Origin of the sequence: Massilia sp. LC238 (assembly GCF_000735635.1) — a bacterium.
GTDB classification, from domain to species: Bacteria; Pseudomonadota; Gammaproteobacteria; order Burkholderiales; family Burkholderiaceae_D; genus Telluria; species Telluria varians.
Genome location: NZ_JNNN01000050.1, coordinates 32163 through 58472, shown reverse-complemented (window position 1 = coordinate 58472; position 26310 = coordinate 32163). Strand labels below are relative to the sequence as shown.

At 64.9% G+C, this 26310-nt stretch carries 26 protein-coding genes; 23 read left to right on the top strand and 3 right to left on the bottom strand.

Annotated elements, in window-relative coordinates:
- The first annotated feature begins 2 nt into the window (after positions 1-2).
- From rpoS to rlmD, 3 genes are all read left to right on the top strand, one after another.
- Positions 3-995, top strand: coding sequence for an RNA polymerase sigma factor RpoS (rpoS, locus tag FG94_RS13565; RefSeq protein WP_036212432.1), 993 nt, complete (start codon positions 3-5; stop codon positions 993-995).
- Between the two features lie 132 nt (positions 996-1127).
- Positions 1128-1613, top strand: a complete 486-nt coding sequence (locus tag FG94_RS13560; RefSeq protein ID WP_036212429.1) for a hypothetical protein — start codon at positions 1128-1130, stop codon at positions 1611-1613.
- A 170-nt stretch (positions 1614-1783) separates the two neighbouring features.
- Entirely contained in the window at positions 1784-3169 is a 1386-nt protein-coding gene (gene rlmD, locus FG94_RS13555; protein WP_036212426.1) for a 23S rRNA (uracil(1939)-C(5))-methyltransferase RlmD, read from the top strand.
- Positions 3170-3314: 145 nt separating this feature from the next.
- Here the strand turns inward: rlmD and FG94_RS13550 are convergent, their stop codons facing one another.
- Positions 3315-4013 carry a Bax inhibitor-1/YccA family protein gene (locus FG94_RS13550; protein WP_051996649.1) on the bottom strand — a complete coding sequence of 233 codons (699 nt, stop codon included), beginning with the start codon at positions 4011-4013 and terminating at the stop codon, positions 3315-3317.
- A gap of 232 nt (positions 4014-4245) precedes the next feature.
- Between FG94_RS13550 and ndk the strand changes: the two genes are divergently transcribed.
- The 20 genes from ndk (at position 4246) to FG94_RS13450 (ending at position 25261) form a co-directional block, all read left to right on the top strand.
- Complete coding sequence (gene ndk, locus FG94_RS13545) at positions 4246-4671, top strand: nucleoside-diphosphate kinase (protein ID WP_027867147.1); 426 nt, start codon at positions 4246-4248, stop codon at positions 4669-4671.
- A 125-nt stretch (positions 4672-4796) separates the two neighbouring features.
- Positions 4797-5966, top strand: coding sequence for a 23S rRNA (adenine(2503)-C(2))-methyltransferase RlmN (gene rlmN / locus FG94_RS13540; RefSeq protein WP_036212425.1), 1170 nt, complete (start codon positions 4797-4799; stop codon positions 5964-5966).
- On the top strand, positions 5966-6775 hold the full coding sequence (pilW, locus tag FG94_RS13535; protein ID WP_036212424.1) for a type IV pilus biogenesis/stability protein PilW: 810 nt from the start codon (positions 5966-5968) through the stop codon (positions 6773-6775). The genes rlmN and pilW overlap by 1 nt, the downstream gene beginning before the upstream one ends.
- 9 nt (positions 6776-6784) lie before the next feature.
- A complete protein-coding gene (locus FG94_RS13530) occupies positions 6785-7795 on the top strand; it encodes a RodZ domain-containing protein (RefSeq protein WP_036212471.1) in 1011 nt (336 codons plus the stop codon).
- 11 nt (positions 7796-7806) lie between these two features.
- Positions 7807-9093, top strand: a complete 1287-nt coding sequence (ispG, locus tag FG94_RS13525; RefSeq protein WP_036212469.1) for a flavodoxin-dependent (E)-4-hydroxy-3-methylbut-2-enyl-diphosphate synthase — start codon at positions 7807-7809, stop codon at positions 9091-9093.
- A gap of 121 nt (positions 9094-9214) precedes the next feature.
- Positions 9215-10573 (top strand): histidine--tRNA ligase, encoded by a 1359-nt coding sequence (gene hisS / locus FG94_RS13520; RefSeq protein WP_036212423.1) that lies wholly within the window; start codon positions 9215-9217, stop codon positions 10571-10573.
- Between the two features lie 47 nt (positions 10574-10620).
- Positions 10621-11292, top strand: coding sequence for a tetratricopeptide repeat protein (locus FG94_RS13515; protein WP_036212422.1), 672 nt, complete (start codon positions 10621-10623; stop codon positions 11290-11292).
- 93 nt (positions 11293-11385) lie between these two features.
- Positions 11386-12567, top strand: coding sequence for an outer membrane protein assembly factor BamB (gene bamB, locus FG94_RS13510; RefSeq protein ID WP_036212421.1), 1182 nt, complete (start codon positions 11386-11388; stop codon positions 12565-12567).
- Between the two features lie 9 nt (positions 12568-12576).
- The gene (der, locus tag FG94_RS13505) at positions 12577-13920 is read left to right on the top strand and encodes a ribosome biogenesis GTPase Der (protein ID WP_036212420.1); all 1344 of its coding nucleotides are present in this window, start codon (positions 12577-12579) and stop codon (positions 13918-13920) included.
- 152 nt (positions 13921-14072) lie between these two features.
- Positions 14073-14309 (top strand): RNA chaperone Hfq, encoded by a 237-nt coding sequence (gene hfq / locus FG94_RS13500; protein ID WP_026354376.1) that lies wholly within the window; start codon positions 14073-14075, stop codon positions 14307-14309.
- Between the two features lie 32 nt (positions 14310-14341).
- Positions 14342-15520, top strand: coding sequence for a GTPase HflX (gene hflX / locus FG94_RS13495; protein WP_036212418.1), 1179 nt, complete (start codon positions 14342-14344; stop codon positions 15518-15520).
- 3 nt (positions 15521-15523) lie between these two features.
- The gene (gene hflK, locus FG94_RS13490; RefSeq protein ID WP_036212417.1) at positions 15524-16807 is read left to right on the top strand and encodes an FtsH protease activity modulator HflK; all 1284 of its coding nucleotides are present in this window, start codon (positions 15524-15526) and stop codon (positions 16805-16807) included.
- A complete protein-coding gene (hflC, locus tag FG94_RS13485) occupies positions 16807-17679 on the top strand; it encodes a protease modulator HflC (RefSeq protein WP_036212415.1) in 873 nt (290 codons plus the stop codon). Before hflK ends, hflC begins: the two co-directional genes overlap by 1 nt.
- Positions 17680-17997: 318 nt before the next feature.
- Positions 17998-19152, top strand: a complete 1155-nt coding sequence (locus FG94_RS13480; protein WP_036212413.1) for an ATP phosphoribosyltransferase regulatory subunit — start codon at positions 17998-18000, stop codon at positions 19150-19152.
- Positions 19153-19155: 3 nt separating this feature from the next.
- Entirely contained in the window at positions 19156-20472 is a 1317-nt protein-coding gene (locus FG94_RS13475; RefSeq protein WP_036212411.1) for an adenylosuccinate synthase, read from the top strand.
- A 21-nt stretch (positions 20473-20493) separates the two neighbouring features.
- On the top strand, positions 20494-21033 hold the full coding sequence (locus FG94_RS13470; protein ID WP_036212409.1) for a phosphoribosyltransferase: 540 nt from the start codon (positions 20494-20496) through the stop codon (positions 21031-21033).
- A 273-nt stretch (positions 21034-21306) separates the two neighbouring features.
- On the top strand, positions 21307-21792 hold the full coding sequence (locus FG94_RS13465) for an Lrp/AsnC family transcriptional regulator (protein ID WP_036212407.1): 486 nt from the start codon (positions 21307-21309) through the stop codon (positions 21790-21792).
- Positions 21793-21860: 68 nt separating this feature from the next.
- Positions 21861-22457 carry a MarC family protein gene (locus FG94_RS13460; RefSeq protein ID WP_036212406.1) on the top strand — a complete coding sequence of 199 codons (597 nt, stop codon included), beginning with the start codon at positions 21861-21863 and terminating at the stop codon, positions 22455-22457.
- 85 nt (positions 22458-22542) lie between these two features.
- Positions 22543-24558: an ATP-binding protein gene (locus FG94_RS13455; protein WP_036212404.1), complete on the top strand. Its 2016-nt coding sequence runs from the start codon at positions 22543-22545 to the stop codon at positions 24556-24558.
- 238 nt (positions 24559-24796) lie between these two features.
- Entirely contained in the window at positions 24797-25261 is a 465-nt protein-coding gene (locus tag FG94_RS13450) for an RES family NAD+ phosphorylase (RefSeq protein ID WP_161783967.1), read from the top strand.
- Here the strand turns inward: FG94_RS13450 and FG94_RS13445 are convergent.
- Both FG94_RS13445 and FG94_RS27290 read right to left on the bottom strand, forming a co-directional pair.
- On the bottom strand, positions 25258-25989 hold the full coding sequence (locus FG94_RS13445; RefSeq protein WP_152570970.1) for a peptidase: 732 nt from the start codon (positions 25987-25989) through the stop codon (positions 25258-25260). The two genes, FG94_RS13450 and FG94_RS13445, sit on opposite strands and share 4 nt — an antisense overlap.
- 1 nt (position 25990) lies before the next feature.
- Positions 25991-26260 (bottom strand): hypothetical protein, encoded by a 270-nt coding sequence (locus FG94_RS27290; protein WP_152570969.1) that lies wholly within the window; start codon positions 26258-26260, stop codon positions 25991-25993.
- Between the last annotated feature and the right edge of the window lie 50 nt (positions 26261-26310).

The window sequence follows — 26310 nt, the reverse complement described above, 5'->3', positions numbered from 1 at the left end:
GTATGACGCAGCCGCCGCACTCGCTGGACCAGCAGGAATCAGACGAGTTTCCGGACGAACCGGAACGCGGGGGCGCCGCTGCGACCGACGGGGAGGACATCCTCCCCGGCCCCGAAGTCGACACGGTGGACGAACTGCGCAAGGTCTTGCAGGCCGAGCTCGCGACCGACACCACCCAGCACTACCTCAACCAGATCGGCACCCGCCCGCTCCTGACGGCGAGCGAGGAAGTCCAGGTCGCCACACAGGCCAAGGCGGGCGACTTCGCGGCGCGCCAGAAGATGATCGAGCATAACCTGCGCCTGGTCGTCTCGATCGCCAAGCACTACATCAACCGCGGCGTCGTGCTGCTCGACCTGATCGAAGAGGGCAACATCGGCCTGATGCGCGCGATCGACAAGTTCGAGCCCGAGCGCGGCTTCCGTTTCTCCACCTACGCCACCTGGTGGATCCGCCAGAGCATCGAGCGCGCCATCATGAACCAGGCGCGCACGGTGCGCCTCCCCGTGCACATGGTGCGCGAGCTGAATCAGGTGCTGCGCGCCAAGTACCACCTCGAGGCGCAGAAGCACGACGGCAAGGAAGCTTCCTGCGAAGACATCGCCAGCCTGGTCGGGCGGCCGGTGGAAGAGGTGCAGGACATCCTGGCGCTGTCCGAACACGCCGCCTCGCTCGACGCCCCGCTCGACAACGACCCGACCTCCAACCTGATGGACATGCTGCCCGACGACGGCGAGGCCAGCCCGGACGCGCGCGCCGAGCAGCACGAAATGACGACCCTGGTGCGCGACTGGCTCACGCGCCTGCCCGACAAGCAGCGCCTGGTAGTCACCCGGCGCTTCGGGCTGGACAATGACGATCCGGCCACGCTGGAGACCCTCGCCGAGGAGATGGGCGTGACGCGCGAGCGGGTGCGCCAGATCCAGCAGGAGGCGCTGGTCAAGCTGAAGCGGGCGATGGCGGCGCGCGGGGTGGTGCGCGACTCCTTGTTGTAACACTGCAGCCGCTTGCCATGCGCTGTACATCATCTCGCCCCGCCGCGCCGCGCCTCGGATCAGCAAAAAGCGTTCCACCAGGCAACTATAGTTGATAACATCGGCCTCTTATCGACTGCCTGCCCCTACCTCATGCGTACCCTGATCGCCCTCGCCGCATCCGTCCTGTTCGCCGGCGCCGCCTTGGCCGACGAACCCCAGGCTTGCTATGCCGCAAAAGATCCAAGCGGCGATTTCACGAGGGACAAGATGGTTCCCTTCGATGCCGATCCGGCCCTTGCGGTGGAAATGCGGCAACTGGAAGGCAAGTACCAGCGCGTCACCGACAAGTGCATCGACCGCTACGCGCGCCGCGAGGGCGGCCTGGTCAAGGGCGCGGTCGTGCTGTATGGCGGCCGTATCTCGCCCGAGGGCAAGATGACTCAGGTATCGGTACTGGGCGCGGAGAATGTGAACGACGCGATGTTCATGGCCTGCGTCGCGCGCAGCTTGTGCGAATGGGAAGTGAAGCCCAGTGCGGACCGGAAGGAACGCCTGGTCATGCTGCCGCCGGTGTGGCTGCGCTACATCCGGAACGCTGACGGCGTCCAGGGCAGCACGACGCCTGCTTTCCAGTAGTCGCGGCACGCCGGCCCGGCTCCGGCCGGGCATCTCTGGGCGCCTTCCACCCATGGCCCCCACCCCATTTCCTTGCTATCATTCTGCCCGGGCGTATTCCGCCCATTTTTTATTTGCGAACTCCCTGCACAGCCAGTCCTGTGCCCACTCCCTCTTTCTTTTTGACCAACATGCAAGAAATTTTCATCGACATCAAATCCCTGGATGCGGACGCGCGCGGCGTCGGCCACCTCGAGAACGAAGACGGCACCCCGGGCAAGGTGATCTTCGTCGAAGGCGCACTGCCGGGCGAACGCGTCAGCTTTGAAACCCTGCGCAAGAAGAAGAACTGGGAGTCGGGCCGCATGGTCACCCTGCAGCGCGCCTCGTCGATGCGGGTCGAGCCGAAGTGCCAGCACTTCGGCTACTGCGGCGGCTGCTCGATGCAGCACCTCGAGCCCTCGGCCCAGGTCGCGATGAAACAGCGCGTCCTCGAGGACAACCTGTGGCACCTGGGCAAAGTGAAAGCGGAGAACATCATGCGCCCGCTGTACGGCCCGACCTGGGACTACCGCTACCGCGCGCGCCTGTCGGTGCGCCACGTGGCCAAGAAGGGCGGGGTGCTGGTCGGTTTCCACGAGCGCGCTTCGTCCTATGTGGCCGACATCACCTATTGCGAGATCCTGCCGGACCACTTCGCCCACTTGATCGTGCCGCTGCGCGAGTTCGTCGGCCAGCTGTCGATCTACAACCAGATGCCGCAGATCGAAGTCGCGATCGGCGAAGAAGTGACCGTGCTGGTGCTGCGCATCATGGCCCCGCTCACCCCGGCGGACGAGGAACTGGCCAGGGCCTTCGCCGACAAATGGAACATCCAGTGGTGGCTGCAGCCGAAGGGCCCGGATACCGCCTACCCGTACTACCCGCTGGGCAAGGAGCTGTACTACACGCTGCCGGAATTCGGCATCCGCATGCCCTTCAAGCCGACCGATTTCACCCAGGTGAACCACCAGATCAACCGGGTGCTGGTCTCGAAGGCGCTGCGCCTGCTGGACGTGCAGCCGGGCGAGCGCGTGGCCGACCTGTTCTGCGGCCTTGGCAACTTCACGCTGCCGCTGGCGACCCAGGCGCGCGAGGTGGTGGGGATCGAAGGCAGCACCGCGCTCACCACCCGCGCGCTGGAGAATGCGCAGGCCAACGGCCTGGCCGCCAAAACCTCGTTCTCGACCCGCAACCTGTTCGAGGTGAACAAGGACGACCTGGTCGCGCTCGGCAAGTTCGACCGCATGCTGGTCGACCCGCCGCGCGACGGCGCCATGGCCCTGTCGCTGGCGCTGGCCGACCTGCGCGAGTCCCACGAGGAGCTGATGCCGCAGCGGATCGTGTACGTATCCTGCAGCCCCTCGACGCTGGCGCGCGACGCCGGCATCCTGGTGCACAAGGCGGGCTACGTGCTGAAGAAGGCGGGGGTGTGCAATATGTTCCCGCATACCTCGCACGTGGAGTCGATCGCGGTGTTCGAGCTGGGCGAGAAGCCGGCGGCAGCCGCCACCTACGAAGTGCCCGCCGAGGCCTAACGCACACAGATCGGGGTCAGGTCTGACATTCAGACACGGTCTCAAGCGTAAGTACGGAAGAGCTTGTGTCCGAATGTCAGACCTGACCCCAGTGGTATAAAAAAAGCCGACCTCGAGGTCGGCTTTTCATTTCGGCTGAAACCGCTTAGTCGCGGTCGCCGCCGGCGATGCCCAGCAGTTGCAGCAGGCTGGTGAAGATGTTGTACACGTCCAGGTAGATCGACAGGGTGGCGGTGATGTAGTTGGTTTCGCCGCCGTTGACGATGCGCTGCACGTCGAACAGGATGAAGGCCGAGAAGATACCGATCGCCAGCAGCGAGATCACGATGGTCAGGGCCGACATCTGCAGGAAGATGTTGGCCACGGCTGCCAGGATCAGCACGATCACGCCGGCCATCAGCCAGCTGCCCATGCCCGAGAAGTCGCGCTTGGTGGTGGTGGCGATGCTGGCCATCACAGCGAACACGCAGGCGGTGCCGCCGAAGGCGGTCATGATCAGGGTGCCGCCGTTCGAGTAGCCGAGGGTGTGCTGCAGCAGCGGGGTCAGCATCAGGCCCATCACGAAGGTGAAGGCCAGCAGCAGGCCCAGGCCGACGGCCGAGTCCTTGAACTTCTGGATCGCGAAGATGAAGCCGAAGGCGACCAGCATGAAGCCGATGAAGCCGATGCCGCCGATGCCGGCCATCAGGTCGAACGACACGCCGATGTAGGCGCCCAGCACGGTCGGGATCATCGACAGCGCCAGCAGCCAGTAGGTGTTGCGCAGGACTTTGTTGCGCGTGACGTCGACCCGGCCGGCTTTGGTCAGGTCGATCGTACTGCGGGGTTGCGAATTAGGGATCATGGTGCCTCCGGTTGGTGGATGAGCGTCACTGAAAACCATACAAGCAGATGCTTAGCAGAGCCTTAAGCCAGGACGATTTTGCCCTGCAACTCTACCACTTTGCTTGCCAGTGCCGCAATATCGGTTATATGAGGCAGCTGTGGTAAAATTAAAGGTTAATTGAGTTCCAAATTCAGTTGCAGGAGCCACTAAAGGTTCTTGATTCAAACCATTCTTTTCATTGGAGTTTTACATGGCAATCGAACGCACCCTGTCGATCATCAAACCGGACGCAGTTGCAAAAAATGTGATCGGCCAAATCTATAGCCGCTTCGAAGGCGCTGGCCTGAAAGTCGTCGCTGCACGCATGACCCAGCTGTCGCAAGCCGAAGCCGAAGGCTTCTACGCCGTGCACGCTGCGCGTCCGTTCTTCAAGGACCTGGTCAACTTCATGATCTCGGGCCCGGTCATGATCCAGGTGCTGGAAGGCGAAGGCGCGATCCTGAAGAACCGCGACCTGATGGGCGCGACCGATCCGAAGAAAGCTGAAGCCGGCACCATTCGCGCCGACTTCGCCGACTCGATCGACGCCAACGCCGTCCACGGTTCGGACGCCGCTGAAACCGCTGCCGTGGAAATCGCTTACTTCTTCCCGGCACTGAACGTCTACTCGCGTTAATTAGTAGGGGGAGCGCATCCGGGGCGCGCCCCGTAAATTTTCCCCCGGACTAATTTAAAAGAGTAAACCACTCGCCCGCGGCCCCGGGCCGGCGCGAGTGGTTTCAGGAAATAAAGGATTTTGCCATGACGACTCTCACCAACCTGCTGGACTTCGATCCCGCGCAACTCGTTGCGTACTGCGCCGAGCTGGGTGAGAAACCGTTCCGCGCCAAGCAGCTCCAGCGTTGGATCCACCAGTTCGGCGCTGCGAACTTCGACGACATGACCGACCTGGCCAAGTCGCTGCGCGAAAAGCTCAAGACCCGCGCCGAGATCCGTGCGCCGGGCATCATCAGCGACCATACCTCGCTTGATGGCACCCGCAAGTGGCTGGTCGACGTCGGCAATGGCAACGCCGTGGAAACCGTGTTCATCCCGGAAGAAAACCGCGGCACGCTGTGCATCTCGACCCAGGCCGGCTGCGCCGTCAACTGCCGCTTCTGCTCGACCGGCAAGCAGGGCTTCAACCGCAACCTCACCGTGGCCGAGATCATCGGCCAGCTGTGGATGGCCGAGTTCGAGCTGCGCCGTACCAAGGGCATCGAGCCGGGCCCGAAGGGCGAGCGCCAGATCACCAACGTGGTCATGATGGGCATGGGCGAGCCGCTGCTCAACTACGAGCCGACCGTCACCGCGCTGAAGATGATGCTGGACGATAACGCCTACGGCCTGTCGCGCCGCCGCGTGACCCTGTCGACCTCGGGCGTGGTCCCGAACATCGACAAGCTGTCCCAGGACGTGCCGGTGGCCCTGGCCGTGTCGCTGCACGCGTCGAACGACGCCTTGCGCGACATCCTGGTGCCGCTAAATAAAAAATACCCGCTGCGCGAGCTGCTGGCGGCCTGCAAGCGCTACCTGGAATTCGCCCCGCGCGACTTCATCACCTTCGAATACTGCATGCTCGACGGCTTCAACGACAGCGACGAGCATGCGCGCGAACTGATCGCCCTGGTGAACGACCCGGTGGTGGGTGTGAACTGCAAGTTCAACCTGATCCCGTTCAATCCGTTCCCGGAATCGGGCCTGACGCGCTCGAAGAACCCGCGCATCAAGGCCTTCGCCCAGGTGCTGATGGATGCCGGCATCGTCACCACCGTGCGCAAGACGCGCGGCGACGACATCGACGCCGCCTGCGGCCAGCTGGCCGGCGAAGTGCAGGACCGCACCCGCGTGGCCCAGCGCATGGAAAAGATGGCCGAGTACCAGAAGAAGTTCGGCGCCGACTTCGGGCGCATCGTGGAGATCCCTTCCTGATGGTTCGCGCAGCCGGTCGTGCAGCTCTCCTGTCAGCGTCTATCGCTGCGCTGGCTGTGCTCGCCGGCTGCGCCAGCAATGGCGCCGGCAGCGGCGAACTGAAGACCGCGTCCGACGTCACGGCGGCGGAAAAGCGCGCCTCGATCCGCCTGCAGCTGGCGGTCGGCTACTACCAGAACGGCCAGTACGAAATCGCCCTCGACGAGGTCAAGCAGGCGCTCGCGGCCGACCCGGGCAATGCCGAAGCCCACGGCCTGCGCGCGCTGATCTACACCGCGATGGGCCAGCTGGCCCTGGCCGACGACAACTACCAGACCGCCCTGCGCCTCAAGCCGGGCAACCCGGATTTGTCGAACAACTACGGCTCCTTCCTGTGCACCTCGCTGAACAAGCCGGCCCAGGCCATGCCGTACTTCGACGCGGCGCTGCGCAACCCGTCCTACCAGACCCCGGTGAGCGCGCTGGTGAATGCCGGACTGTGCAGCATCCGCAGCAAGAATTTCCAGGCCGCCGAGCGTTACCTGCTCGAGGCCCTGCGTTACAACCCCGACCTGCAGGCGAGCAACGCCGGCCTGGCGCGGACCTATTACGAGCGGCGCGAGTACCCGCGCGCCGGTTTTTTCATTAACCGCCTGATCGAGACTTCGAAACTCGACACGCTGTCGGCCGACGCGCTCTGGCTGGCTTTGCGCGTGCAGCGCAAGCTCGGCGACCGGACCCAGGAAGCCAGCCTGGCAGCCCAGCTGCGGCGGCGCTTCCCCGGCTCGCCGGAGTACGCGGCCTTCGAGCGCGGCGCATTCGATGAGTGAGACAAGATGATGAACGAGCATGCAGACCAGCCGGCGACGCCGGGCAACGACGCTGGCATTCCCGGCAAGACCCTGCAGTCCCAGCGCGAAGCGATGGGCTGGAGCGTGGAGCAGGTGGCCGACCAACTGAAACTGGCGCCGCGCCAGGTGGTGGCGCTGGAAGCCGGCGATTACGCCTCGCTCCCGAGCCCGGCCGTGACGCGCGGCTTCGTGCGCGCCTACGCCAAGCTGCTGAAGATCGACGCCGCCCCACTGGTCGCCAAGATCGAGATGAACATGCCGCCCGAAGCCCAAGCCGGCGCCACCGCCTCGATCCCGCGCCGCGAGCAGCGTCCGGCCTCGTTCTCGCAAAGCCGCTTCCCGATCGGCGGCAAGCGCAATAAGGTGCCGGTCGGCCTGATCGCCGGCGTGGCGGTACTGGTCGCCGCCGGCGCCGCGCTCTGGCACTTCGGCCTGCTCCCGGGCAGCCAGCAGCCGCAAGCGGACAATGGCGCCCTGCTCGAAACCCCGGTGGTGACCCCGCACGGCGGCGCGCCGGCCGCGCCGGCGCACCAGGACAGCCTGCAGAACCCGTCGGTGCCGCTGATCTCGGTGCCGGCGCCGGCAGGCGAGGGTGCGACCGCGCCGGCAGGCGCCACGCCGCCGGCCGCGGCGCCGGCGACCGCCCCGGGCGCAACGCCGCCGGCCGCCGCTGCGCCGGGCACCGCGCCCGCAGCTACGACCGGAGCGCCGGCCACGCTGGCAGCGCCCGTGACCGCCGTACCTGCCGCGCCGGCAGCCGCCGGCGGCAATGCGCTGGTGCTGAACGTGCGTGAAGATGCCTGGATCGGCGTGGTCGTCGGCGGCAAGCGCCTGCTGTGGCGCGAGGTCAAGGCCGGCTCGACCGAAACCTTCGACGTCACCGCGCCGGGCATGCTGACCGTCGGTAATCCGGCTGCCGTCAGCGCGACCCTGCGCGGTTCGCCTGTCAGCCTGGAACAGGCCCCGGGCAAGAAGTTTGCTCAAGTCTCTTTGAAGTAATGGAACGGAACATGATCGTGAACGAACCCTGCATTGGCGAACCGATCCCCTCGGGCCCGCTGCCGCGCCGCGCGCGCCGCAAGGTCGCGGTCTCGCATGGCAATCGCACCGTCTGGGTCGGCGGCGACGCGCCGGTGGTGGTGCAGTCGATGACCAACACCGATACCGCCGACGCGATCGGCACCGCGATCCAGGTGAAGGAACTGGCGCGCGCCGGCTCCGAGATCGTGCGCATCACCGTGGACACCCCGGCGGCGGCCGCCGCGGTGCCGGCGATCCGCGAACAGCTCGACCGCATGGAAATCGACACCCCGCTGGTGGGCGACTTCCACTACAACGGCCACCTGCTGCTGCGCGACTATCCGGAATGCGCGCAGGCGCTTTCCAAATACCGCATCAACCCGGGCAACGTGGGGCAGGGCGCCAAGCGCGACACCCAGTTCGCCCAGATGATCGAAATCGCGGCGAAGTACGACAAGCCGGTGCGCATCGGCGTCAACTGGGGCTCGCTGGATCAATCCCTGCTGGCCCGCATCATGGACGAGAATGCGGCGCGCGCCACCCCGTGGAGCGCGCAGGCCGTGATGTACGAAGCGCTCATCACGTCGGCGATCGAGAATGCCGTGCGCGCCGAGGAAGTGGGCCTGGCGCGCGACAAGATCATCCTGTCGTGCAAGGTCTCGGGCGTGCAGGACCTGATCGCGGTCTACCGCGAACTGGCGCGCCGCTGCGACTACCCGCTGCACCTGGGCCTGACCGAGGCCGGCATGGGCAGCAAGGGCATCGTCGCCTCGACCGCGGCGCTGTCGGTGCTGCTGCAGGAAGGCATCGGCGACACCATCCGCATCTCGCTGACCCCGGAACCGGGCGGCGACCGCACCAGGGAGGTGGTGGTCGGCCAGGAGATCCTGCAGACCATGGGCCTGCGCAAGTTCACCCCGATGGTGATCGCTTGCCCGGGCTGCGGCCGCACGACCTCGACCGTGTTCCAGGAACTGGCGGACAACATCCAGACCTTCCTGCGCGAGCAGATGCCGGAATGGAAGAAAACCTACCCGGGCGTGGAAGCGATGAACGTGGCCGTGATGGGCTGCATCGTGAACGGTCCGGGCGAATCGAAGCACGCCAACATCGGCATCAGCCTGCCGGGTACCGGCGAATCGCCGGCGGCGCCGGTGTTCGTGGACGGGCAGAAGGTGGCCACGCTGCGCGGCGAGCGCATCGTGGATGAGTTCAAGACCATCGTGCTGAACTACGTGCAGAAGAATTACGGCCGCCAAGAGGCGGTCGCACAATAAAATACACCACCGTCATCCCGGCGAAGGCCGGGATCCAAGTTGCACGAGCAGTCGAGATGCACGCAGAACTTGGGTACCGGCCTTCGCCGGTACGACGGTTTTAAGGCTAACGGTACTAACAATGTCCAAACCAGAAAAAATCGTCGCCGTCAAAGGCATGAACGACATCCTCCCGGCCGATGCGCCGATGTGGGAGCTGTTCGAGAACACCGCCGAAACGATCCTGAAGAGCTACGGCTACCAAAAGATCGTCACCCCGATCGTCGAGGATACCTCGCTGTTCGCACGCGCCATCGGCGCCGTGACCGACATCGTCGAGAAGGAGATGTACTCCTTCGAAGACTCGATGAACGGCGACCAGCTGACCCTGCGCCCGGAAGGCACCGCCGGCGCCGTGCGCGCCGTGATCGAGCACAACCTCGTGTACGACGGCCCCAAGCGCCTCTGGTACAAGGGCCCGATGTTCCGCCACGAGCGTCCGCAGCGCGGCCGCTACCGCCAGTTCTTCCAGTTCGGCGCCGAAGCCGTCGGCTTCTCGGGCCCGGACATCGACGCGGAACTGATCATGCTGTGCCGCCGTCTTTGGGACGACCTCGGCCTGCAGAACGTGCGCCTGGAGCTGAATTCGATCGGCAATGCCGACGAGCGCCTGCGACACCGCGCCGACCTGATCGCCTACTTCGAGAAACACGACGACATCCTCGATGCCGAAGCCAAGCGCCGCCTGCACAGCAACCCGCTGCGCATCCTGGACACCAAGAACCCGGCCATGCAGGAAATGGTCAACGGCGCGCCGAAGCTGCTCGACTACCTGGGCGAGGAGTCGCTCGCGCACCTGAACGGCCTGCGCAAGATCCTCGACCGCAATGCGGTGCAGTACACCATTAACCCACGCCTGGTGCGCGGCCTGGATTACTACAACCGCACCGTGTTCGAATGGGTCACCGACGAACTGGGCTCGCAGGGCACCATCTGCGCGGGCGGCCGCTACGATCCGCTGATCGAACAGTTCGGCGGCAAGGCCACCCCGGCGGTCGGCTTTGCGATGGGCATCGAGCGCATCATCGAACTGATGAAGGGCCTGGGCGAGACCCAGGCGCCGAGCCAGTGCGACGTCTACCTGGTGCACCAGGGCGAGGACGCCCAGCTGCAAGCCTTCATCCTGGGTGAGCGCCTGCGGGATGCCGGCCTGGATGTTGTGTTACATTGCGCAACGCCGGCAGGCGCGGGCAGCTTCAAGAGCCAGATGAAGAAGGCCGACGGCAGCGGCGCCTCGTTCGCCGTGATCATCGGCGAAGACGAGATCGCGAACCAGAAGGCCGCGGTCAAGTCCATGCGCGGCGAGGCCGGCGAGCAGCAGCAGGCCAGCGTGCCCTTCGAGGAAGTGGTCGACTACGTGGTCGACCAGATCGTCGGAGGCGGCGGCCACGACTGCGACGACGAGAATTGCAACGAGCACGGTCATCACCACCGTCCGTAACGGCACCGATTTACCATTCCAAATAACAAACAGACACTGAGCAGACCATGGCATACGACCTCGAAGAACAGGAACAGATAGCGACTTTCAAGGCCTTCTGGGCGCGTTTCGGCAACCTCATCATGGGCGTGCTGATCGTCGCGCTCCTCGCCTACGCCGGTTACAACTTCTGGCAGTCGCGCCAGCGCACCCAGGCCGTCGAGGCCTCGGCGCTGTACGACGAGCTGCAGGCTGCCCTGGTCGCCAGCGACAATGCCAAGTCCCAGCGCATCGCCGGCGACATCAAGCAGAAGTACGAAGGCACCGTGTACGCGCAGATGGCCAGCCTGGCCGCCGCCAAGACGGCCTTCGATGCGAACGACCTGAAGACCGCCAAGGCGCAGCTGCAGTGGGTGGTGGACAAGGGCAACGACGAGTACAAGGCGATCGCGAAACTGCGCCTGGCCGGCGTGCTGCTGGACGAGAAGTCCTTTGACGCCGCACTCAAGCTGCTGAACGACAAGTTCCCCGAGCAGTTCTCGGCCGAAGTGGCCGACCGCAAGGGTGACGTGCTGGTGGCGCAAAACAAGATCACCGAAGCGCGCCAGGCCTATGTGTCCGCACTGGCTGCGATGCACAAGGATAATCCGGGCCGCCAGCTGGTCCAGATCAAGCTCGAAGCCATCGGCGGCACCGTGCCGGAAGCGAAAGACGCCAAAGCCAACGCCGCGGCCGCGTAAACTCCAAGATTGACAGGCCCGCGCAGGCCGCGAAGGCATGCGCGGGCTTTGCGTCCTCTACAGCTCTACAGTCCAGGAACAAGGTTAAAGAATATGCGTATCAGCAGCAAACTTGTCGGTGTTGGTGTACTGGCCCTGGTGACGGGTTGCTCGAGCCTGAGCCCGTCCAGCATGGTCAACAAACTCAGCTCGCTCAATCCGTTCGCGTCGAAATCCAAGACCGACCAGCCGGCGCCGCTGGTGGAACTGAAGGCGACGATGGCCGTGCGCACCGCGTGGAAGCTCGACATCGGCAAGGCCGGTCCGTACACCTTCTCGCCTGCGCTGGCGGGCAACACCGTGGTCGTGGCCGGCGGCAACGGCGACATCGCCCGTGTCGAGGCTGAAAGCGGCAAGCAGCTGTGGCGCATCAAGGCCGGCAGCGAACTGTCGGCCGGCGTCGGCACCGACGGCAACCTGATCGTGGTCGGCGGTACCAAGGGCACCGTCCTCGCCTTCGACATGGATGGCAAGAAACTGTGGACTTCGCAGCTGTCGAGCGAACTCCTGTCCTCGCCGGTGGTGGGGCAGGGCATCGTCGTCGCCCGCAGCCTGGACAACCGCATCGTCGGCCTAGATGCCAAGACCGGCGAAAAGAAATGGACCGTGCAGCGCGTGACCCCGTCGCTGACCCTGCGCACCGCACCGGGCATGATCGTCAACGGCAGCGACGTCATCGTCGCCCAGCCGGCCGGCCGCCTGTCCTCCATGATCCTGGCCACCGGCGCGCCGCGCTGGGACCAGGAAGTGGGCGTGGCGCGCGGCGCCACCGAACTGGAACGCGTGACCGACATCGGCGGCGCCCCGGTGCTGTTCGAGGGCGAGGTCTGCGCCGCGTCCTACCAGGGCCGGGTCGCCTGCTTCGATGCCAGCGCCGGTTCGCCCAAGTGGACCCGCGACCTGTCGTCGGAAGTCGGCGTCGCCGTCGACCAGCGCTTCGTGTTCGCGGCGGACGACAAGGGCGCGCTGTACGCCTTCAACCGCGACACCGGTTCGAGCGCCTGGAAGAACGACAAGCTGGCTTTCCGCCGCCTGTCGACTCCGGTCTCGTTCGGCCGTGCGGTGGCGGTGGGCGACTACCAGGGCATCGTGCACTTCCTGTCGCGCGAGGATGGCAGCTTCCTCGCACGCGCCGCTACCGACGGCAGCGCCGTCATCGGCACTCCTCTGGTGGCTGGATCGCACCTGATTTTTCAAACACAAAATGGAACTGTGGCCGCCATCGCGGTCGAATAGAATAACTACATGAAGCCGGTAATTGCACTCGTTGGTCGCCCGAACGTCGGGAAGTCGACCCTATTCAACCGCCTGACCCGCTCGCGGGACGCGCTGGTGGCCGACCTTCCTGGCCTGACCCGCGACCGCCACTATGGCGAAGGCCGGATCGGCGAACGGCCGTTCCTGGTCATCGACACCGGCGGTTTCGAACCGGTGGCCAAAGAGGGCATCATGTTCGAGATGGCGCTGCAGACGCGCCAGGCGGTGGCGGAAGCCGACGTCGTCGTGTTCATCGTCGACGGCCGCCAGGGCCTGACCCCGCACGACAAGACCATCACCGATTACCTGCGCAAGTCGGGTCGCAAGGTCATGCTCGTGGTCAACAAGTCCGAGGGCATGAAGTACACCTCGGTCACTGCTGACTTCTACGAACTCGGCATGGGCGACCCGTACGTGATCTCCGCCGCCCACGGCGACGGCGTGCACGACCTGGTGAACGAGGCGCTCGACTTCGCCTTCGCCAACCGTCCGGATGAAGAAGACGAAGCGGAACATCCCGACCACGGCATCAAGATCGCCATCGTCGGCCGACCCAACGTGGGTAAATCGACGCTGATCAATACCCTGGTCGGCGAGCAGCGCGTGATCGCCTTCGACATGCCGGGCACCACCCGCGACTCGATCGAAGTGCCCTTCGAGCGCGAGGGCAAGAAGTACACCCTGATCGACACCGCCGGTATCCGCCGCCGCGGCAAGATCTTCGAGGCCATCGAGAAATTCTCGGTGATCAAGACGATGCAGTCGATCTCGGACGCCAACGTCATCATCCTGCTGCTCGACGCCCAGCAAGATATTTCCGAGCAGGACGCCCACATCGCCGGCTTCATCCTGGAATCGGGCAGGGCGCTGGTGGTGGCCGTCAACAAGTGGGACGGCCTGCAGTCGGACCAGCGCGACCAGGTCAAGATGGACCTCGACCGCAAGCTCGACTTCCTGTCCTTCGCCAAGACCCACTTCGTCTCGGCCCTGAAGGGCACCGGCATCAGCCAGCTGATGAAGTCGGTGGACTCGGCCTATGCCGCTGCCACCGCCAACCTGTCGACCCCGCGCCTGACGCGCGCGCTGCAGGAAGCGATCGAGAAGCAGGAGCCGAAGCGCAAGGGCAGCACCCGTCCCAAGATGCGCTACGCCCACCAGGGCGGCCAGAATCCGCCCATCATCGTCATCCACGGCAATGCGCTCGAAGCCGTCAGCGACCCGTACAAGCGCTATCTGGAAAAACATTTCCGCGATACCTTCAACCTGGTCGGCACCCCAGTGCGCATCGAATTCAAATCCGGTAAGAATCCTTTTGCCAAGGAGCAGAATTAAATCAGTGCTGGGGCATAGCAGTACGACAAAGAGTGGCGAAACAGGTTACAGTAGCTCAGGGCTTTCATTCGCCACAGCTGAATGCGGCTCAGGCACTTGAAATTTGGCAAACCGCCACTATTTTTAAACTACAACAACATTACGGAGCTGTTATGAGCAACAAAGGGCAACTGTTACAAGACCCATTCCTGAACGCTTTGCGCAAGGAGCACGTCCCCGTCTCCATCTACCTGGTCAACGGCATCAAGCTGCAAGGCCACATCGAATCCTTCGACCAGTACGTCGTCCTGCTTCGTAATACCGTGACCCAGATGGTCTACAAGCATGCCATTTCCACCGTTGTCCCGGCTCGCGCCGTCAACCTTAACCTCGACTCCGAAGCCGAGTAAGGCCGATGGCTGACGCCCCCGGCAACACCTCCATGCGCGCAGCGCTGGTCGGCATCGATTTCGGTAGCGGTGATTTCACCGCCAGCCTGGAAGAGCTGTCGCTGCTTGCGCGCTCCGCCGGCGCCGAACCGATCACCACGATCACGGCCAAGCGCAGCAGTCCCGATCCCGCCCATTTCGTCGGCAGCGGCAAGGCCGACGAAATCAAGATGGCCTGCAAGGCCGAGGGCATCGAGCTCGTCATCTTCAACCATGCCCTGTCGCCTGCCCAGCAGCGTAACCTCGAGCGCAGGCTCGAGGTGCGCGTGGTCGACCGTACCAGCCTGATCCTCGACATCTTCGCCCAGCGCGCCCAGAGCCACGAGGGCAAGTTGCAGGTGGAACTGGCCCAGCTGCAGCACCTGGCCACGCGCCTGATCCGCGGCTGGACCCACCTGGAGCGCCAGAAGGGCGGTATCGGCCTGCGCGGCCCGGGTGAAACCCAGCTCGAGACCGACCGCCGCCTCATCGGCGAGCGCGTCAAGATGCTGCGTACCCGGCTCACCAAGCTGCGCAAGCAGCACGAGACCCAGCGCCGCCAGCGCGGGCGCAACCAGACCTTCTCGGTCTCCCTCGTCGGTTATACCAACGCCGGCAAGTCGACCCTGTTCAATACGCTGACCAAGGCCGGGGTGTATGTTGCGAACCAGCTGTTCGCGACGCTCGACACCACCAGCCGCCGCCTGTACCTGGGCGACGAAGTGGGCAACGTGGTGATTTCCGATACCGTCGGCTTCGTGCGCGAACTGCCGCACCAGCTGGTGGCGGCCTTCCGCGCCACGCTGGAAGAAACCATCCACGCCGACCTGCTGCTGCACGTGGTCGACGGCAACTCGCCGGTGCGCATGGAACAGATCGAGCAGGTGAACGAAGTCTTGCGCGAGATCGGCGCCGATCATGTGCCCCAAATCCTGGTCTGGAACAAGATCGATGCGGCCGGGCTCGAGCCCGGGGTCGAGCGTGATGAATATGATAAGATCAGCCGCGTTTTCATCAGCGCCCACAGCGGGGCCGGCCTGGACCTGCTGCGAGATGCCATCGTCGAGGCGGCGTTGGCGGCACGCGCAGAACAGGAACAGTCGCGCAATGGGGAAGAACCGGCGGTGGGCGGCTCCCTGGCCAATTCTGCAGAGAACAATATGACAACCTCCACCCATCTCGGGCCACACTAGCCTATGCTCGTTTCTTTACTAAAACGTTGCGGCATCAAACTGTCGCTGAACGACCCACGTTGGGGTCATAAACCCGACGGTGACCACAAGGCCCAGGAGGGCCGCCGGCCGGGTGAAGGCCCGCCCGACCTCGATCAACTCTGGCGCGATTTCAATGCGCGCCTGAACCGCATCTTTGGCGGCCGCAACAACGGCGGCGACGGCGGCGGCGGCCCGGGCGGCCGCGGCGAGATGCGCGGCGCCGGCATCGGCGCCGGCGTGGTGGCGACCATCGTCGGCCTGATCTGGCTGGCGAGCGGCGCCTTCATCGTGCAGGAAGGCCAGACCGGCGTCGTCACCACTTTCGGCAAGCTCAGCCATACCACCGGCGCCGGCTTCAACTGGCGCTGGCCGTACCCGATCCAGGCCCACGAGACCGTCAACGTCTCGACCATCCGCACCGCCGAGATCGGCTATCGCGCCAACGTGCGCAACAAGCAGCCGCAAGAGTCGCTGATGCTGACCGACGACGAGAACATCATCGACATCCAGTTCGCGGTCCAGTACACGCTGAAGGACCCGGTCCAGTGGCTGTTCAACAACCGCGAGAACGACGAGACCGTGCGCCAGGTGGCCGAGACCGCCATCCGCGAAGTGGTCGGCAAGAGCAAGATGGACTTCGTCCTGTACGAAGGCCGCGAGAAGGTCGCTGCCGACGTGCACCAGATGATGCAGCAGATCCTCGACCGCTACGCGCTGGGCGCTCTGGTCACCAATGTGACCATGCAGGGCGTGCAGCCGCCGGAGCAGGTGCAGGAAGCCTTCGACGACGCCGTCAAGGCCGGCCAGGACCGCGCCCGTGCCCGCAACGAGGGCGAGGCCTACGCCAACCAGGTGATCCCGCAGGCACGCGGCCAGGCCTTCCGCCTGCAGCAGGACGCCGAGGCCTACCGTTCGATGGTGGTCGAGAACGCGACCGGTAACGCCTCGCGCTTCGACCAGGTGGTGGCCGCCTACGCCAAGGCCCCGGCCGTCACCCGCGACCGCATGTACATCGATACCATGCAGCAGATCTTCTCCAGCACCAGCAAGGTGATGGTGGATTCGCGCGCGGGCAATCCGATGATCTACCTGCCGCTGGACAAGCTGATCCAGCAAGGCGCCGGCAACGAAAGTGTCGGCGCCCGTTCGGGTCCGGTGCAGGTGCCGCAGTCGGCGCCGCCGTCGGACGTCATGCAAGCCATGGATTCGGTGCGCCAGCGCGACAGCCGCAGCCGCGATTCCTCACGTGACAGGGAGAGCCGTTAATGAACCGCCTCGTAACTTTATTTGTGGCGGGCTTCATTGCCCTGATGCTGCTGTCGTCCACCGTGTTCGTGGTCGACCAGCGCCGCTTCGCCATCGTGTTCGCCCTGGGCCAGGTGCGCGACGTGATCACCGAGCCGGGCCTGCACTTCAAGCTGCCGCCGCCGTTCCAGAACGTGATCTACCTGGACAAGCGCATCCTGACGCTCGACACGCCTGACGCCGACCGTTTCATCACGGCCGAGAAGAAGAACATCCTGGTGGATGCCTTCATGAAGTGGCGCATCACCGACCCGCGCCTGTACTACGTCAGCTTCGGCGGCGACGAGGCCCGTGCCCGCGACCGCCTGTCGCAGATCATCAAGGCAGCCCTGAACGACGAGATCACCAAGCGCACCGTGCGCGAAGTGATTTCCGGCGAGCGCGGCGCCGTGATGAACGCGGTGAAGGAAAAGGTCGTGGCCGAAGCCAAGGAGATCGGCGTGGGCGTGGTGGACGTGCGCCTCAAGCGCGTCGACTACATCGAGCAGATCAACAACTCGGTGTACGAACGCATGAAGGCCGAGCGCGTGCGCGTGGCCAACGAGCTGCGCTCCACCGGCGCCGCCGAATCCGAACAGATCCGCGCCGACGCCGACCGCCAGCGCACCGTGATCATCGCCGAAGCCTTCCGCGAGGCCGAGAAGATCAAGGGTGACGGCGATGCCAAGGCATCGGTGATCTACGCCGAGTCCTTCGGCAAGAACCCGGAATTCGCCAAGTTCTACCGTTCGCTGGAAGCCTACCGCGCGACCTTCAAGAACCGTGGCGACGTGATGGTGGTGGATCCGAATTCGGAGTTCTTCAAGTACTTCAAGCAGCCGGGCGGGAAGTAAGCCAGGTCGCTTTTGTAGGGTGGGCGGGTTCCCCGCCCACGCGGTCGAGTAGCGGTGGATTTGCCCGAGCGGCTATTCACACCTCAGCTATTACCGCGTGGGCGGGAGACCCGCCCACCCTACGTTTACTCTGCCGGTTTTAGTCTATACAAGCGTTGCAACATGGCACTATGGCAAGCCGCCAGACCTGTCAAACCAACATCCCCCGCCTACGCCTTATCATTTTCGGGTAAAATTGCCGATTCGGCGCTCGCACCGTGCGCCAGCACGCCCGTGCCCTTTGTACCGCTCTTGTCAAACAACCCGTTAGCTCCGCCCATGCCGAACTGGCTTCTGCCTGAAAATATCGCCGATGTCTTGCCGTCCGAAGCGCGCAAGATCGAGGATCTGCGCCGCAAGATGCTCGATACCTTCCGCCTGTACGGCTACGAACTGGTGATGCCGCCGCTGCTCGAGTACGTCGAGTCGCTGCTGGCCGGAGCTGGGCAGGACACCGAACTGCGCACCTTCAAGGTGGTCGACCAGCTGTCCGGCCGCCTGCTCGGCCTGCGCGCCGACATGACCACGCAAGTAGCGCGCATCGACGCGCACCTGTTGAATCGGGAAACCGTCACCCGCCTGTGCTACGCCGGCAGCGTGCTGCATACCCGTCCGTCGGGCCTGCACGCCACCCGCGAGCCGATCCAGATCGGCGCCGAGATCTACGGCCACGCCGGCCTGGAAGCCGACGCCGAGATCCAGGAGCTGGCGCTCGGTGCGCTGGCGCTGGCCGGCTTCGACAGCGTTCGCCTCGACCTGTGCCACGTCGGCATCCTGCGCGCCATCCTCAGCGACGATCCGGCCGCGCGCCGCGACGAAGCCCAGCTCATCGCCATGCTGCGCGCCAAGGATGTGCCGGGACTGGACGGGCTCACGCAAGATTATCTGCCCGCCACCCGCAAGGCCCTGCTGGCGCTGCCGCACCTGTACGGCGACGTCGAGGTGCTGGCGCGCGCCAGGGAAGAATTGCCGGCCCTGCCGGGCATCACCCGCGCGCTTGCCGAACTGGCCGCGCTCGCCGCGAGCGCCATCGGCCGCGCCGAGGTGGCGATCGACCTGGCCGACCTGCGCGGCTACCAGTACGAAAGCGGCGCCATGTTCGCGCTCTACGTGCCGGGCCTGCCGAACGCGGTGGCGCGCGGCGGCCGCTACGACCATGTGGGCGAGGCCTTCGGACGTGCGCGTCCGGCGACCGGCTTCTCGCTCGACCTGCGCGAACTGGCGCGGCTGCTGCCGACTGCCGAGCGCAAGCATTCGATCCGCGCGCCCTGGGGCAATGCGCCGGAGCTGAAGGAAAAAATCGCTGACCTGCGCAAGGCAGGCGAAGTCGTGATCCAGTCCATGCCGGGTCACGACAATGTTCAGGACGAGTTCGAGTGCGACCGCGTGCTCGTCCTCGAAAACGGAAATTGGATTCTCAAAAACTTAGGTTAAGTGATGTCAAATACTAACGTGGCAAAGAACGTCGTTGTCATCGGCACCCAGTGGGGCGATGAAGGTAAAGGCAAGATCGTCGACTGGCTGACCGACCATGCGGCCGGCGTCGTCCGTTTCCAGGGCGGCCATAACGCGGGTCACACCCTCGTGATCAAGGGCCAGAAGACCGCGCTGCAGCTGATCCCGTCGGGCATCATGCGCGAAGGCGTGGCCTGCTACATCGGCAACGGCGTGGTCGTCTCGGTCCCGGACGTGATGCGCGAAATCGACAAGCTGCAGGCCGCCGGCATCGAAGTGGTGTCGCGCCTGAAGATCTCGGAAGCCTGCCCGGTCATCCTGCCTTACCACGTCGCCATCGACAAGGCACGTGAAGCCAAGCGCGGCGAGAACAAGATCGGCACCACCGGCAAGGGCATCGGCCCGGCCTACGAAGACAAGGTCGCCCGCCGTGCGATCCGCATCGCCGACCTGCTCAACGAAGAGCGCTTCGCCGAGAAGCTCAAGGAAAACCTCGAGTACCACAACCACGTGCTGGTCAACTACCTGGGCGCCGATCCGATCGACTTCCAGACGACCTACGACGACGCCATGGCCCTGGTCCCGCGCCTGCGCCCGATGGTGGGCGACGTCTCGTCGCAGCTGTACGCCGCCCACAAGGCAGGCGGCAGCCTGCTGTTCGAAGGCGCGCAAGGCTCGCTGCTCGACGTCGACCACGGCACCTACCCGTTCGTGACCTCGTCGAACTGCGTGGCCGGCAATGCGGCCGCCGGCGCCGGCGTCGGTCCGGGCATGCTGCACTACATCCTCGGCATCACCAAGGCCTACACGACCCGCGTGGGTTCGGGCCCGTTCCCGGCCGAACTGCCGACCGACGCCGGCGTGGGCGAGCACCTGTCGCGCATCGGCCACGAGTTCGGCACCGTGACCGGCCGTGCCCGCCGCTGCGGCTGGTTCGACGCCGCGCTGCTGCGCCGCTCGGTGCAGATCAACGGCGTGTCGGGCATGTGCCTGACCAAGCTGGACGTGCTGGACGGCATCGAGTCGCTGAAGCTGTGCACCGGCTACAAGATCGACGGCCGCGAGGTCGACATCTTCCCGGTCGGCGCAGAAGAAGCGGCGCTGTGCGAGCCGGTCTACGAAGAGATGCCGGGCTGGACCGAATCGACCGTCGGCGCCAAGTCGATGGAAGAGCTGCCGGCCAATGCCCGCGCCTACATCAAGCGCATCGAAGAACTGGTGGGCGTGCCGATCGACATGGTGTCGACCGGCCCGGACCGCGAAGAAACCATCGTGCTGCGCCATCCGTTCGCAGCTTAATAACAATAGGAATGACCTGAAATGAACACCCCTGCATCGACCGACAAGGACCTCTGGGTTTCGTGGGACGAGTACAACCGCCTGGTCGAGCGCCTCGCGCTGCAAGTGTATGAATCGAACTGGAAGTTCGACATGGTGCTGTGCCTGGCGCGCGGCGGCGTGCGTCCCGGCGACGTGATCTCGCGCATCTTCGACGTGCCGCTGGCGATCCTGTCGACCAGCTCCTACCGCGAAGAAGCCGGCACCAAGCAGGGCAACCTGGACATCGCCAAGTACATGACGATGACCAAGGGCCCGCTGGCCGGCCGCATCCTGCTGGTCGATGACCTGGCCGATTCGGGCGTGACCCTGCAGAAGGTGCGCGAGCACCTGCAGACCAACTATCCGGACGTCTCGGAAGTGCGCTCGGCCGTCATCTGGGTGAAAGGTACTTCGGCCTTCAAGCCGGACTACCACCTGGAAGACCTGCCGCACAACCCGTGGATCCACCAGCCGTTCGAAGACTACGACGGCCTGCGTCCGCACCAGCTGGCGGCGTGGATGAAGAAGTTCGAGAAGTAATCGACCGGGCCTGCAAGGGCAAGGCGAACGGGCGGGGAAGGCGCAAGCCTTTCCTGCCCGTTTCATTTGCTAAGCCGCTCTCTTGAAGCGGCGCCCGCAGCGCGCGATGCAACTCCGTTCGTGGCGGAGGTTCAGGACGGCGCGGAATGTCTCGATGAAGTACCCCTCCATCGTAGAGGCAGGAGCCAAAAAGGTGCTTTCGTTGTTTCCCCGTTTTAAGGAGAATATGGGAGAATCTCCTGTGTATATGTAAAACATCAGGAGTTTCTTCTCATGGAAGCCGACAGCAAGCCCAAAAAGGACGTCCTCGACGACATCGACCGGAAGATCCTGCGCATCCTGCGCGTCGATGGCCGCATCACCAACCAGAAGCTGGCCGAGAGCGTCCACCTCTCGCCCACGCCCTGCTGGAACCGGGTCCGCGCGCTGGAAGAACAGGGTTATATCGAAGGCTATGCCGCCATCCTGTCCCAGCGTGCGCTGGGCCTGCCGGACACCGTCATCATCGAGGTCACGCTGGAACGCCACGACGACGACATGCTGATCCGCTTTGGCGAAGAACTGGCGAAACTGCCCGAGGTAATGGAGGCGAGTTTGCTGACCGGCGACTACGACTACCTGATCAAGGTGGCGGTGGCCGGCACCGAGGGCTATGAGCGCTTCCTGCGCCAGCGCCTGTACAAGATTCCGGGTATTCGCCACAGCCGCTCGACCTTCGTGCTGCGCACCCTCAAGCGCACCCATTCGGTCGAGCCTTGAACGTAATACTCTGCTAAGATGCGTCGCGGCCATCCGCACATATTTAACAATAAAAAACCTAAAAATCGATGACCCAAAGTTTTTTCCAGACCTTCATCCTGCTGATCCTCGTCACTGATCCTTTCGGCAACGTTCCCCTGTTCGCCGCCGCCCTCAAGGAAGTCCCGGTCCAGCGCCGCCCCCGCATCGTGGTGCGCGAATGCGCCATCGCCTTCCTGCTCCTGCTGGTGTTCATGTTCTTCGGCCAGCACTTCCTGGAAGCGCTGCACCTGTCGCCGGTGGCCCTGCGTATCGGTGGCGCGGTTATCCTGCTCATCATCGCCATTCGCATGATCTTCCCGCATCCGGACGGCGTGCTCGGCCGCAGTGAGGGAGGCGAGCCCTTCATCGTGCCGCTGGCCATTCCCGCGCTGGCTGGGCCGTCGGCACTGGCCACCGTGCTGCTGTTCAGCTCCGGAAGCATCAACGAGACCATGGTCCATGTCGCTGCGCTGGCCGCGGTCGGCGTGGTCTGGCTGGCGGTCTTCCTGAGCGCGGAGAAGCTGCAGCAGCGCCTGGGTCCGCAGGTCATGACCGCCTTCGAGCGCCTGATGGGCCTGATCCTGACCGCCATGTCGGTCGAGATGCTGCTGGGCGGCATCCGCGAATTCGTCCAGACACTATGAGGGCAGCGGTGCGGGGGCAAACCTCGCCTTTCTGGCACACTTTTGGCATGCGCACCGCTGCGACCACATCCGTATTGACCTAGGCATGAAACCCGAACACAAGACTCCTTCCGAATGGCTGCCCTTCCTGAGCGGGGGCGGCCACATGGGGGCCATGATGCGGGCGCACGACTGGTCGCATTCCCCGCTCGGCCACCCGCGTACCTGGCCGCAGGCCCTGCGCACCACGGTCGGCCTGATGCTCAACTCGAAGTTCCCGATGTTCGTGGCCTGGGGACCGGAGCTCGGCTTCCTGTACAACGACTCCTACGCGATCATCCTCGGCGAGAAGCATCCCACGGCGCTGGGTGACCGCTTCCACGACATCTGGCGCGAGATCTGGGATGACATCCATCCGCTGATCGTCCGTGCGCTCAAGGGTGAATCCACCTACATGGACCGGCTGCCGCTGCGCATGAACCGCCACGGCTACGACGAGGACACCTGGTTCCGCTTCTCGTACTCGCCGGTGCGCGATGAGGACGGCACCGTGGCCGGCATGTACTGTGCCTGCGTCGAAATGACCGGCGAAGTGCTGGCGGAACGCTATCGCGAACAGGAGAACCAGCGCCTGATGGCGCTGTTCGAGCAGGCGCCCGGCATCTTCGCCGTGCTGCGCGGCCCGGACCACGTGTTCGAGATCGCCAACGAGTCCTACCTGCAGCTGATCGGCCGGCGCAAGCTGATCGGCATGCCGGCGCGCGCGGCCCTGCCCGAGGTCGCCGACCAGGGCTTCTTCGAGCTGCTCGACCAGGTCTACCAGTCGGGCCAGCCTTTCGTGGGCCACGCCGTGCCGGTGCGCGTTCAGCGCGAGGCCAGCGCGCCGCTGGAAGAGCGCTTCGTCGACTTCGTGTACCAGCCGATCCGCGGCCCGAAGGGCGACGTCGAGGGCATCTTCGTGGAGGGCAGCGACGTCACCATGCGCAAGCGCGTCGAGGACGAGCTGCGCGCCGCCAACCGCCAGAAGGACCAGTTCCTGGCGATGCTGGCGCACGAGCTGCGCAACCCGCTGGCGCCGATCACGACCGCCGCCCAGCTCTTGCAACGCGGCTCGCTCGACCCGCAGCGCGCGCGCCACGCCAGCGACATCATCGTGCGCCAGGCCGAGCACATGACCGACCTGGTGAACGACCTGCTGGACGTCTCGCGCGTCACCCGCGGCCTGGCCGAGATCGAGAAGGAAGACCTCGACGTCGCCGCGGTCGTCAACGGCGCCATCGAGCAGGTGCGTCCGCTGCTCGACATGAAGCGCCACGAGCTGCGGGTAGAGCAGTGGCAGGAGCCGCTGTACGTGTCGGGCGACCGTACGCGCCTGGTGCAGGTGGTCTCGAACATCCTGAATAACGCCGCCAAGTACACGCCGTCGGGCGGCCGGATCGCCCTGCGCGTGAGCAGCGAAGGCGGCGAAGCCGTGATCGCGGTGAGCGACAACGGGCAGGGCATCGAGCCGCAGGTGCTGCCCTACATCTTCGACCTGTTCACGCAGGCCGAGCGCACGCCGGACCGCTCGCAGGGCGGCCTGGGCATCGGCCTGGCGCTGGTCAAGAGCCTGGTGGCGCTGCATGGCGGGCGGGTGGCGGCCTTCAGCGAGGGCCCGAACAAGGGCAGCGAATTCGTGATCCGCCTGCCGCTGCTCTCCGGCGCCGAGGCGCAGGAGCCGCAGCAGCCGCTTGACCAGGCCAATGAGGGTGCGGTGCGGGTATTGGTGGTGGACGACAATGCCGACGCCGCGCAGATGCTCGCCACGCTGCTCGAGGCGCACGGCCACGTGGTGAGCGTTGAGTACGACGGCACGGGCGGCCTGGCACGCGCCCTGCGCGAACGGCCCGAAGTCATGCTGCTCGATATCGGCCTGCCCGACATGGACGGCCACGAGCTCGCGCGCCGCCTGCGCGCCTCGCCGGATACCGCCAACGCCATGCTGATCGCACTCACCGGCTACGGCCAGAGCGAAGACCGCGAACGCGCGCGCCAGGCCGGCTTCGACCGGCACCTGGTCAAGCCGGCCGACCTGTCGGAACTGCTGCGCATCCTGGCCGAGCTGCGCGAGCGGGTCGACTAAGAACCTATCCCAGTAGAGGCTGAGTCGTTGCTAGCGCGCCTGACGAGCGGGTGCTGCGTTGCTTGTCGTTGCATGGCTCGCCATGCGGCCTCCTCGCGCCTTGCCCCCGCTCGCCATGCATCGCTATCAACTTCCTCATCCCTACTGGAATAGGTTCTAAGAACCGTCCCATCCGTGCGCGGTCCGCGCCCCAGGCCGGTGTATGCTGGTTCCGGGACAATACGGGGACAAAGCTCGCATGAGAACCTGGAGGATTGCGGAAGAAGACGTGGCGCTGGACCGCAGCTGCGAAGGCGCGCGCAAGAGCGGCGGACACTGGCACGAAGAGGGCTGCGCCGCGCTGTACACCGCCATGACCGCGGAAATGGCGGTGCTGGAAAAATTCGTCCATACCGAGGGCAACGAACCCGGCCTGGTGCTGGTGGCGGTGGACTTGCCGGACGATCCCGAGCTGGGCATCGACGTGTCGCGCGAGGAGCTGCCGGAAGGCTGGGACGACCTCGACGACGGCGGCAGCGCAACGCAATTCGGCACCGCCTTCCTGCAGAAGTGCCACCACCTCTACATGCGGGTGCCGTCGGTGATCGTGGGGGAGGGCGTCAACCTGGTGATCAACCCGGAGCGTCCGGCCTATGCGGACGTGAAGCTGTCGATCGCCAGGTCATTCAGCTTCGACCCCAGGATGTTCAATCGGCCGGACTAATCCACCCCGATGGTAATGACCGTCTTGTCGCTGTTGACGAATGCCGGCTTCCACGGCGGATTGACGACCCGGATGTCGCGCACGCCGAGCTTGGCGAAGTCCGCGATCGAATAAGTCCACCCGACCGATTGTTCGGTCTCGGCCTGCGCATGCGCAGGCGATTGGCCCAGCGTCGTGATGCGTTGCTGTACCCCGATGAGAGCGAAGTAAAGCGCTTCTTCCGCGGCTTGCGGTGCGGCCGCCTCCCGCACGGCCTGTTCCAGCTTGGCGCGCAGCGCCTCGCGCTGCCCGGCGGGCAGTGTCTTGAGCATGGCTTCCTGTTCACGATCGAGCTGAAACGACATGCTACTGAGGCCGCCGTGATAGCCGACGACGGCAAAATTGCTCACCACCTTGCGCGGCGCCGCCGGGAAGACGTAGTTCGCACACGAAGAAAAGCAGTATTCCATCACCTTGACCGTCAGGCCCTGGGCATGCACCCAGCGGCCCAGTTCGATGCCGGCGCCGGTGACCCCGCCCTTGCTGCGAATCGACAGGATCGCAGGCCTGGGCTGCGCCTGGCTGAACAACGCGAAGGCGCGCTGGTTGGCGTCGGCCGTCAGGCTGCCCACGTAGTTCAATTCACCGTTGTCGATGAAGACCTGGGTGGACGAGGCGGCGGCCGTTGGAGGCAGTGCCAGCGCAGTCAGGCATGCCGCCGCCAATGTCAATCGCGGCTTCGGGTTCACGTCAGAAGCTGCCCACAACGATCGGGATGAAGACGACGATGAAGACGAGGATGCGGATCGCAAATGTCCCGCCGACCTGCACCGAGGGATGGCGCTTTTCCACGCGCAGGGACCAGACAAAGCCGGCCATGCCGACAACGAGCGCGAAGGCGACCAGGCCTCCCAGGTTCAGCAATCCTTCTCCCAGTGAGCTCATGCGATAAGGAGCGGGAGACACCATGGCGAGGAAGCGGTAAAAGCTGATCGGGACCAGCACGGCTCCCAGTAGCATGAGAGCGTTGGCAACTTTGAGTTTGGTATGAGGCGTCATGGACAGCAGTC

What these genes read in the sequence shown, in the direction of transcription:
- FG94_RS13480 (WP_036212413.1), top strand. Translation starts at nt 17,998, where the DNA reads ATGCCGAACTGGCTTCTGCCTGAAAATATCGCCGATGTCTTGCCGTCC.
- FG94_RS13560 (WP_036212429.1), top strand. Translation starts at nt 1,128, where the DNA reads ATGCGTACCCTGATCGCCCTCGCCGCATCCGTCCTGTTCGCCGGCGCC.
- ispG (WP_036212469.1), top strand. Translation starts at nt 7,807, where the DNA reads ATGATCGTGAACGAACCCTGCATTGGCGAACCGATCCCCTCGGGCCCG.
- FG94_RS13470 (WP_036212409.1), top strand. Translation starts at nt 20,494, where the DNA reads ATGAACACCCCTGCATCGACCGACAAGGACCTCTGGGTTTCGTGGGAC.
- pilW (WP_036212424.1), top strand. Translation starts at nt 5,966, where the DNA reads ATGGTTCGCGCAGCCGGTCGTGCAGCTCTCCTGTCAGCGTCTATCGCT.
- der (WP_036212420.1), top strand. Translation starts at nt 12,577, where the DNA reads ATGAAGCCGGTAATTGCACTCGTTGGTCGCCCGAACGTCGGGAAGTCG.
- FG94_RS13455 (WP_036212404.1), top strand. Translation starts at nt 22,543, where the DNA reads ATGAAACCCGAACACAAGACTCCTTCCGAATGGCTGCCCTTCCTGAGC.
- FG94_RS13460 (WP_036212406.1), top strand. Translation starts at nt 21,861, where the DNA reads ATGACCCAAAGTTTTTTCCAGACCTTCATCCTGCTGATCCTCGTCACT.
- FG94_RS13530 (WP_036212471.1), top strand. Translation starts at nt 6,785, where the DNA reads ATGAACGAGCATGCAGACCAGCCGGCGACGCCGGGCAACGACGCTGGC.
- FG94_RS13515 (WP_036212422.1), top strand. Translation starts at nt 10,621, where the DNA reads ATGGCATACGACCTCGAAGAACAGGAACAGATAGCGACTTTCAAGGCC.
- ndk (WP_027867147.1), top strand. Translation starts at nt 4,246, where the DNA reads ATGGCAATCGAACGCACCCTGTCGATCATCAAACCGGACGCAGTTGCA.
- FG94_RS13550 (WP_051996649.1), bottom strand. Translation starts at nt 4,013, where the DNA reads ATGATCCCTAATTCGCAACCCCGCAGTACGATCGACCTGACCAAAGCC.
- rlmD (WP_036212426.1), top strand. Translation starts at nt 1,784, where the DNA reads ATGCAAGAAATTTTCATCGACATCAAATCCCTGGATGCGGACGCGCGC.
- FG94_RS13450 (WP_161783967.1), top strand. Translation starts at nt 24,797, where the DNA reads ATGAGAACCTGGAGGATTGCGGAAGAAGACGTGGCGCTGGACCGCAGC.
- rpoS (WP_036212432.1), top strand. Translation starts at nt 3, where the DNA reads ATGACGCAGCCGCCGCACTCGCTGGACCAGCAGGAATCAGACGAGTTT.
- hfq (WP_026354376.1), top strand. Translation starts at nt 14,073, where the DNA reads ATGAGCAACAAAGGGCAACTGTTACAAGACCCATTCCTGAACGCTTTG.
- hflK (WP_036212417.1), top strand. Translation starts at nt 15,524, where the DNA reads ATGCTCGTTTCTTTACTAAAACGTTGCGGCATCAAACTGTCGCTGAAC.
- hflX (WP_036212418.1), top strand. Translation starts at nt 14,342, where the DNA reads ATGCGCGCAGCGCTGGTCGGCATCGATTTCGGTAGCGGTGATTTCACC.
- FG94_RS13465 (WP_036212407.1), top strand. Translation starts at nt 21,307, where the DNA reads ATGGAAGCCGACAGCAAGCCCAAAAAGGACGTCCTCGACGACATCGAC.
- FG94_RS13475 (WP_036212411.1), top strand. Translation starts at nt 19,156, where the DNA reads ATGTCAAATACTAACGTGGCAAAGAACGTCGTTGTCATCGGCACCCAG.
- bamB (WP_036212421.1), top strand. Translation starts at nt 11,386, where the DNA reads ATGCGTATCAGCAGCAAACTTGTCGGTGTTGGTGTACTGGCCCTGGTG.
- hisS (WP_036212423.1), top strand. Translation starts at nt 9,215, where the DNA reads ATGTCCAAACCAGAAAAAATCGTCGCCGTCAAAGGCATGAACGACATC.
- rlmN (WP_036212425.1), top strand. Translation starts at nt 4,797, where the DNA reads ATGACGACTCTCACCAACCTGCTGGACTTCGATCCCGCGCAACTCGTT.
- hflC (WP_036212415.1), top strand. Translation starts at nt 16,807, where the DNA reads ATGAACCGCCTCGTAACTTTATTTGTGGCGGGCTTCATTGCCCTGATG.
- FG94_RS27290 (WP_152570969.1), bottom strand. Translation starts at nt 26,260, where the DNA reads ATGCTACTGGGAGCCGTGCTGGTCCCGATCAGCTTTTACCGCTTCCTC.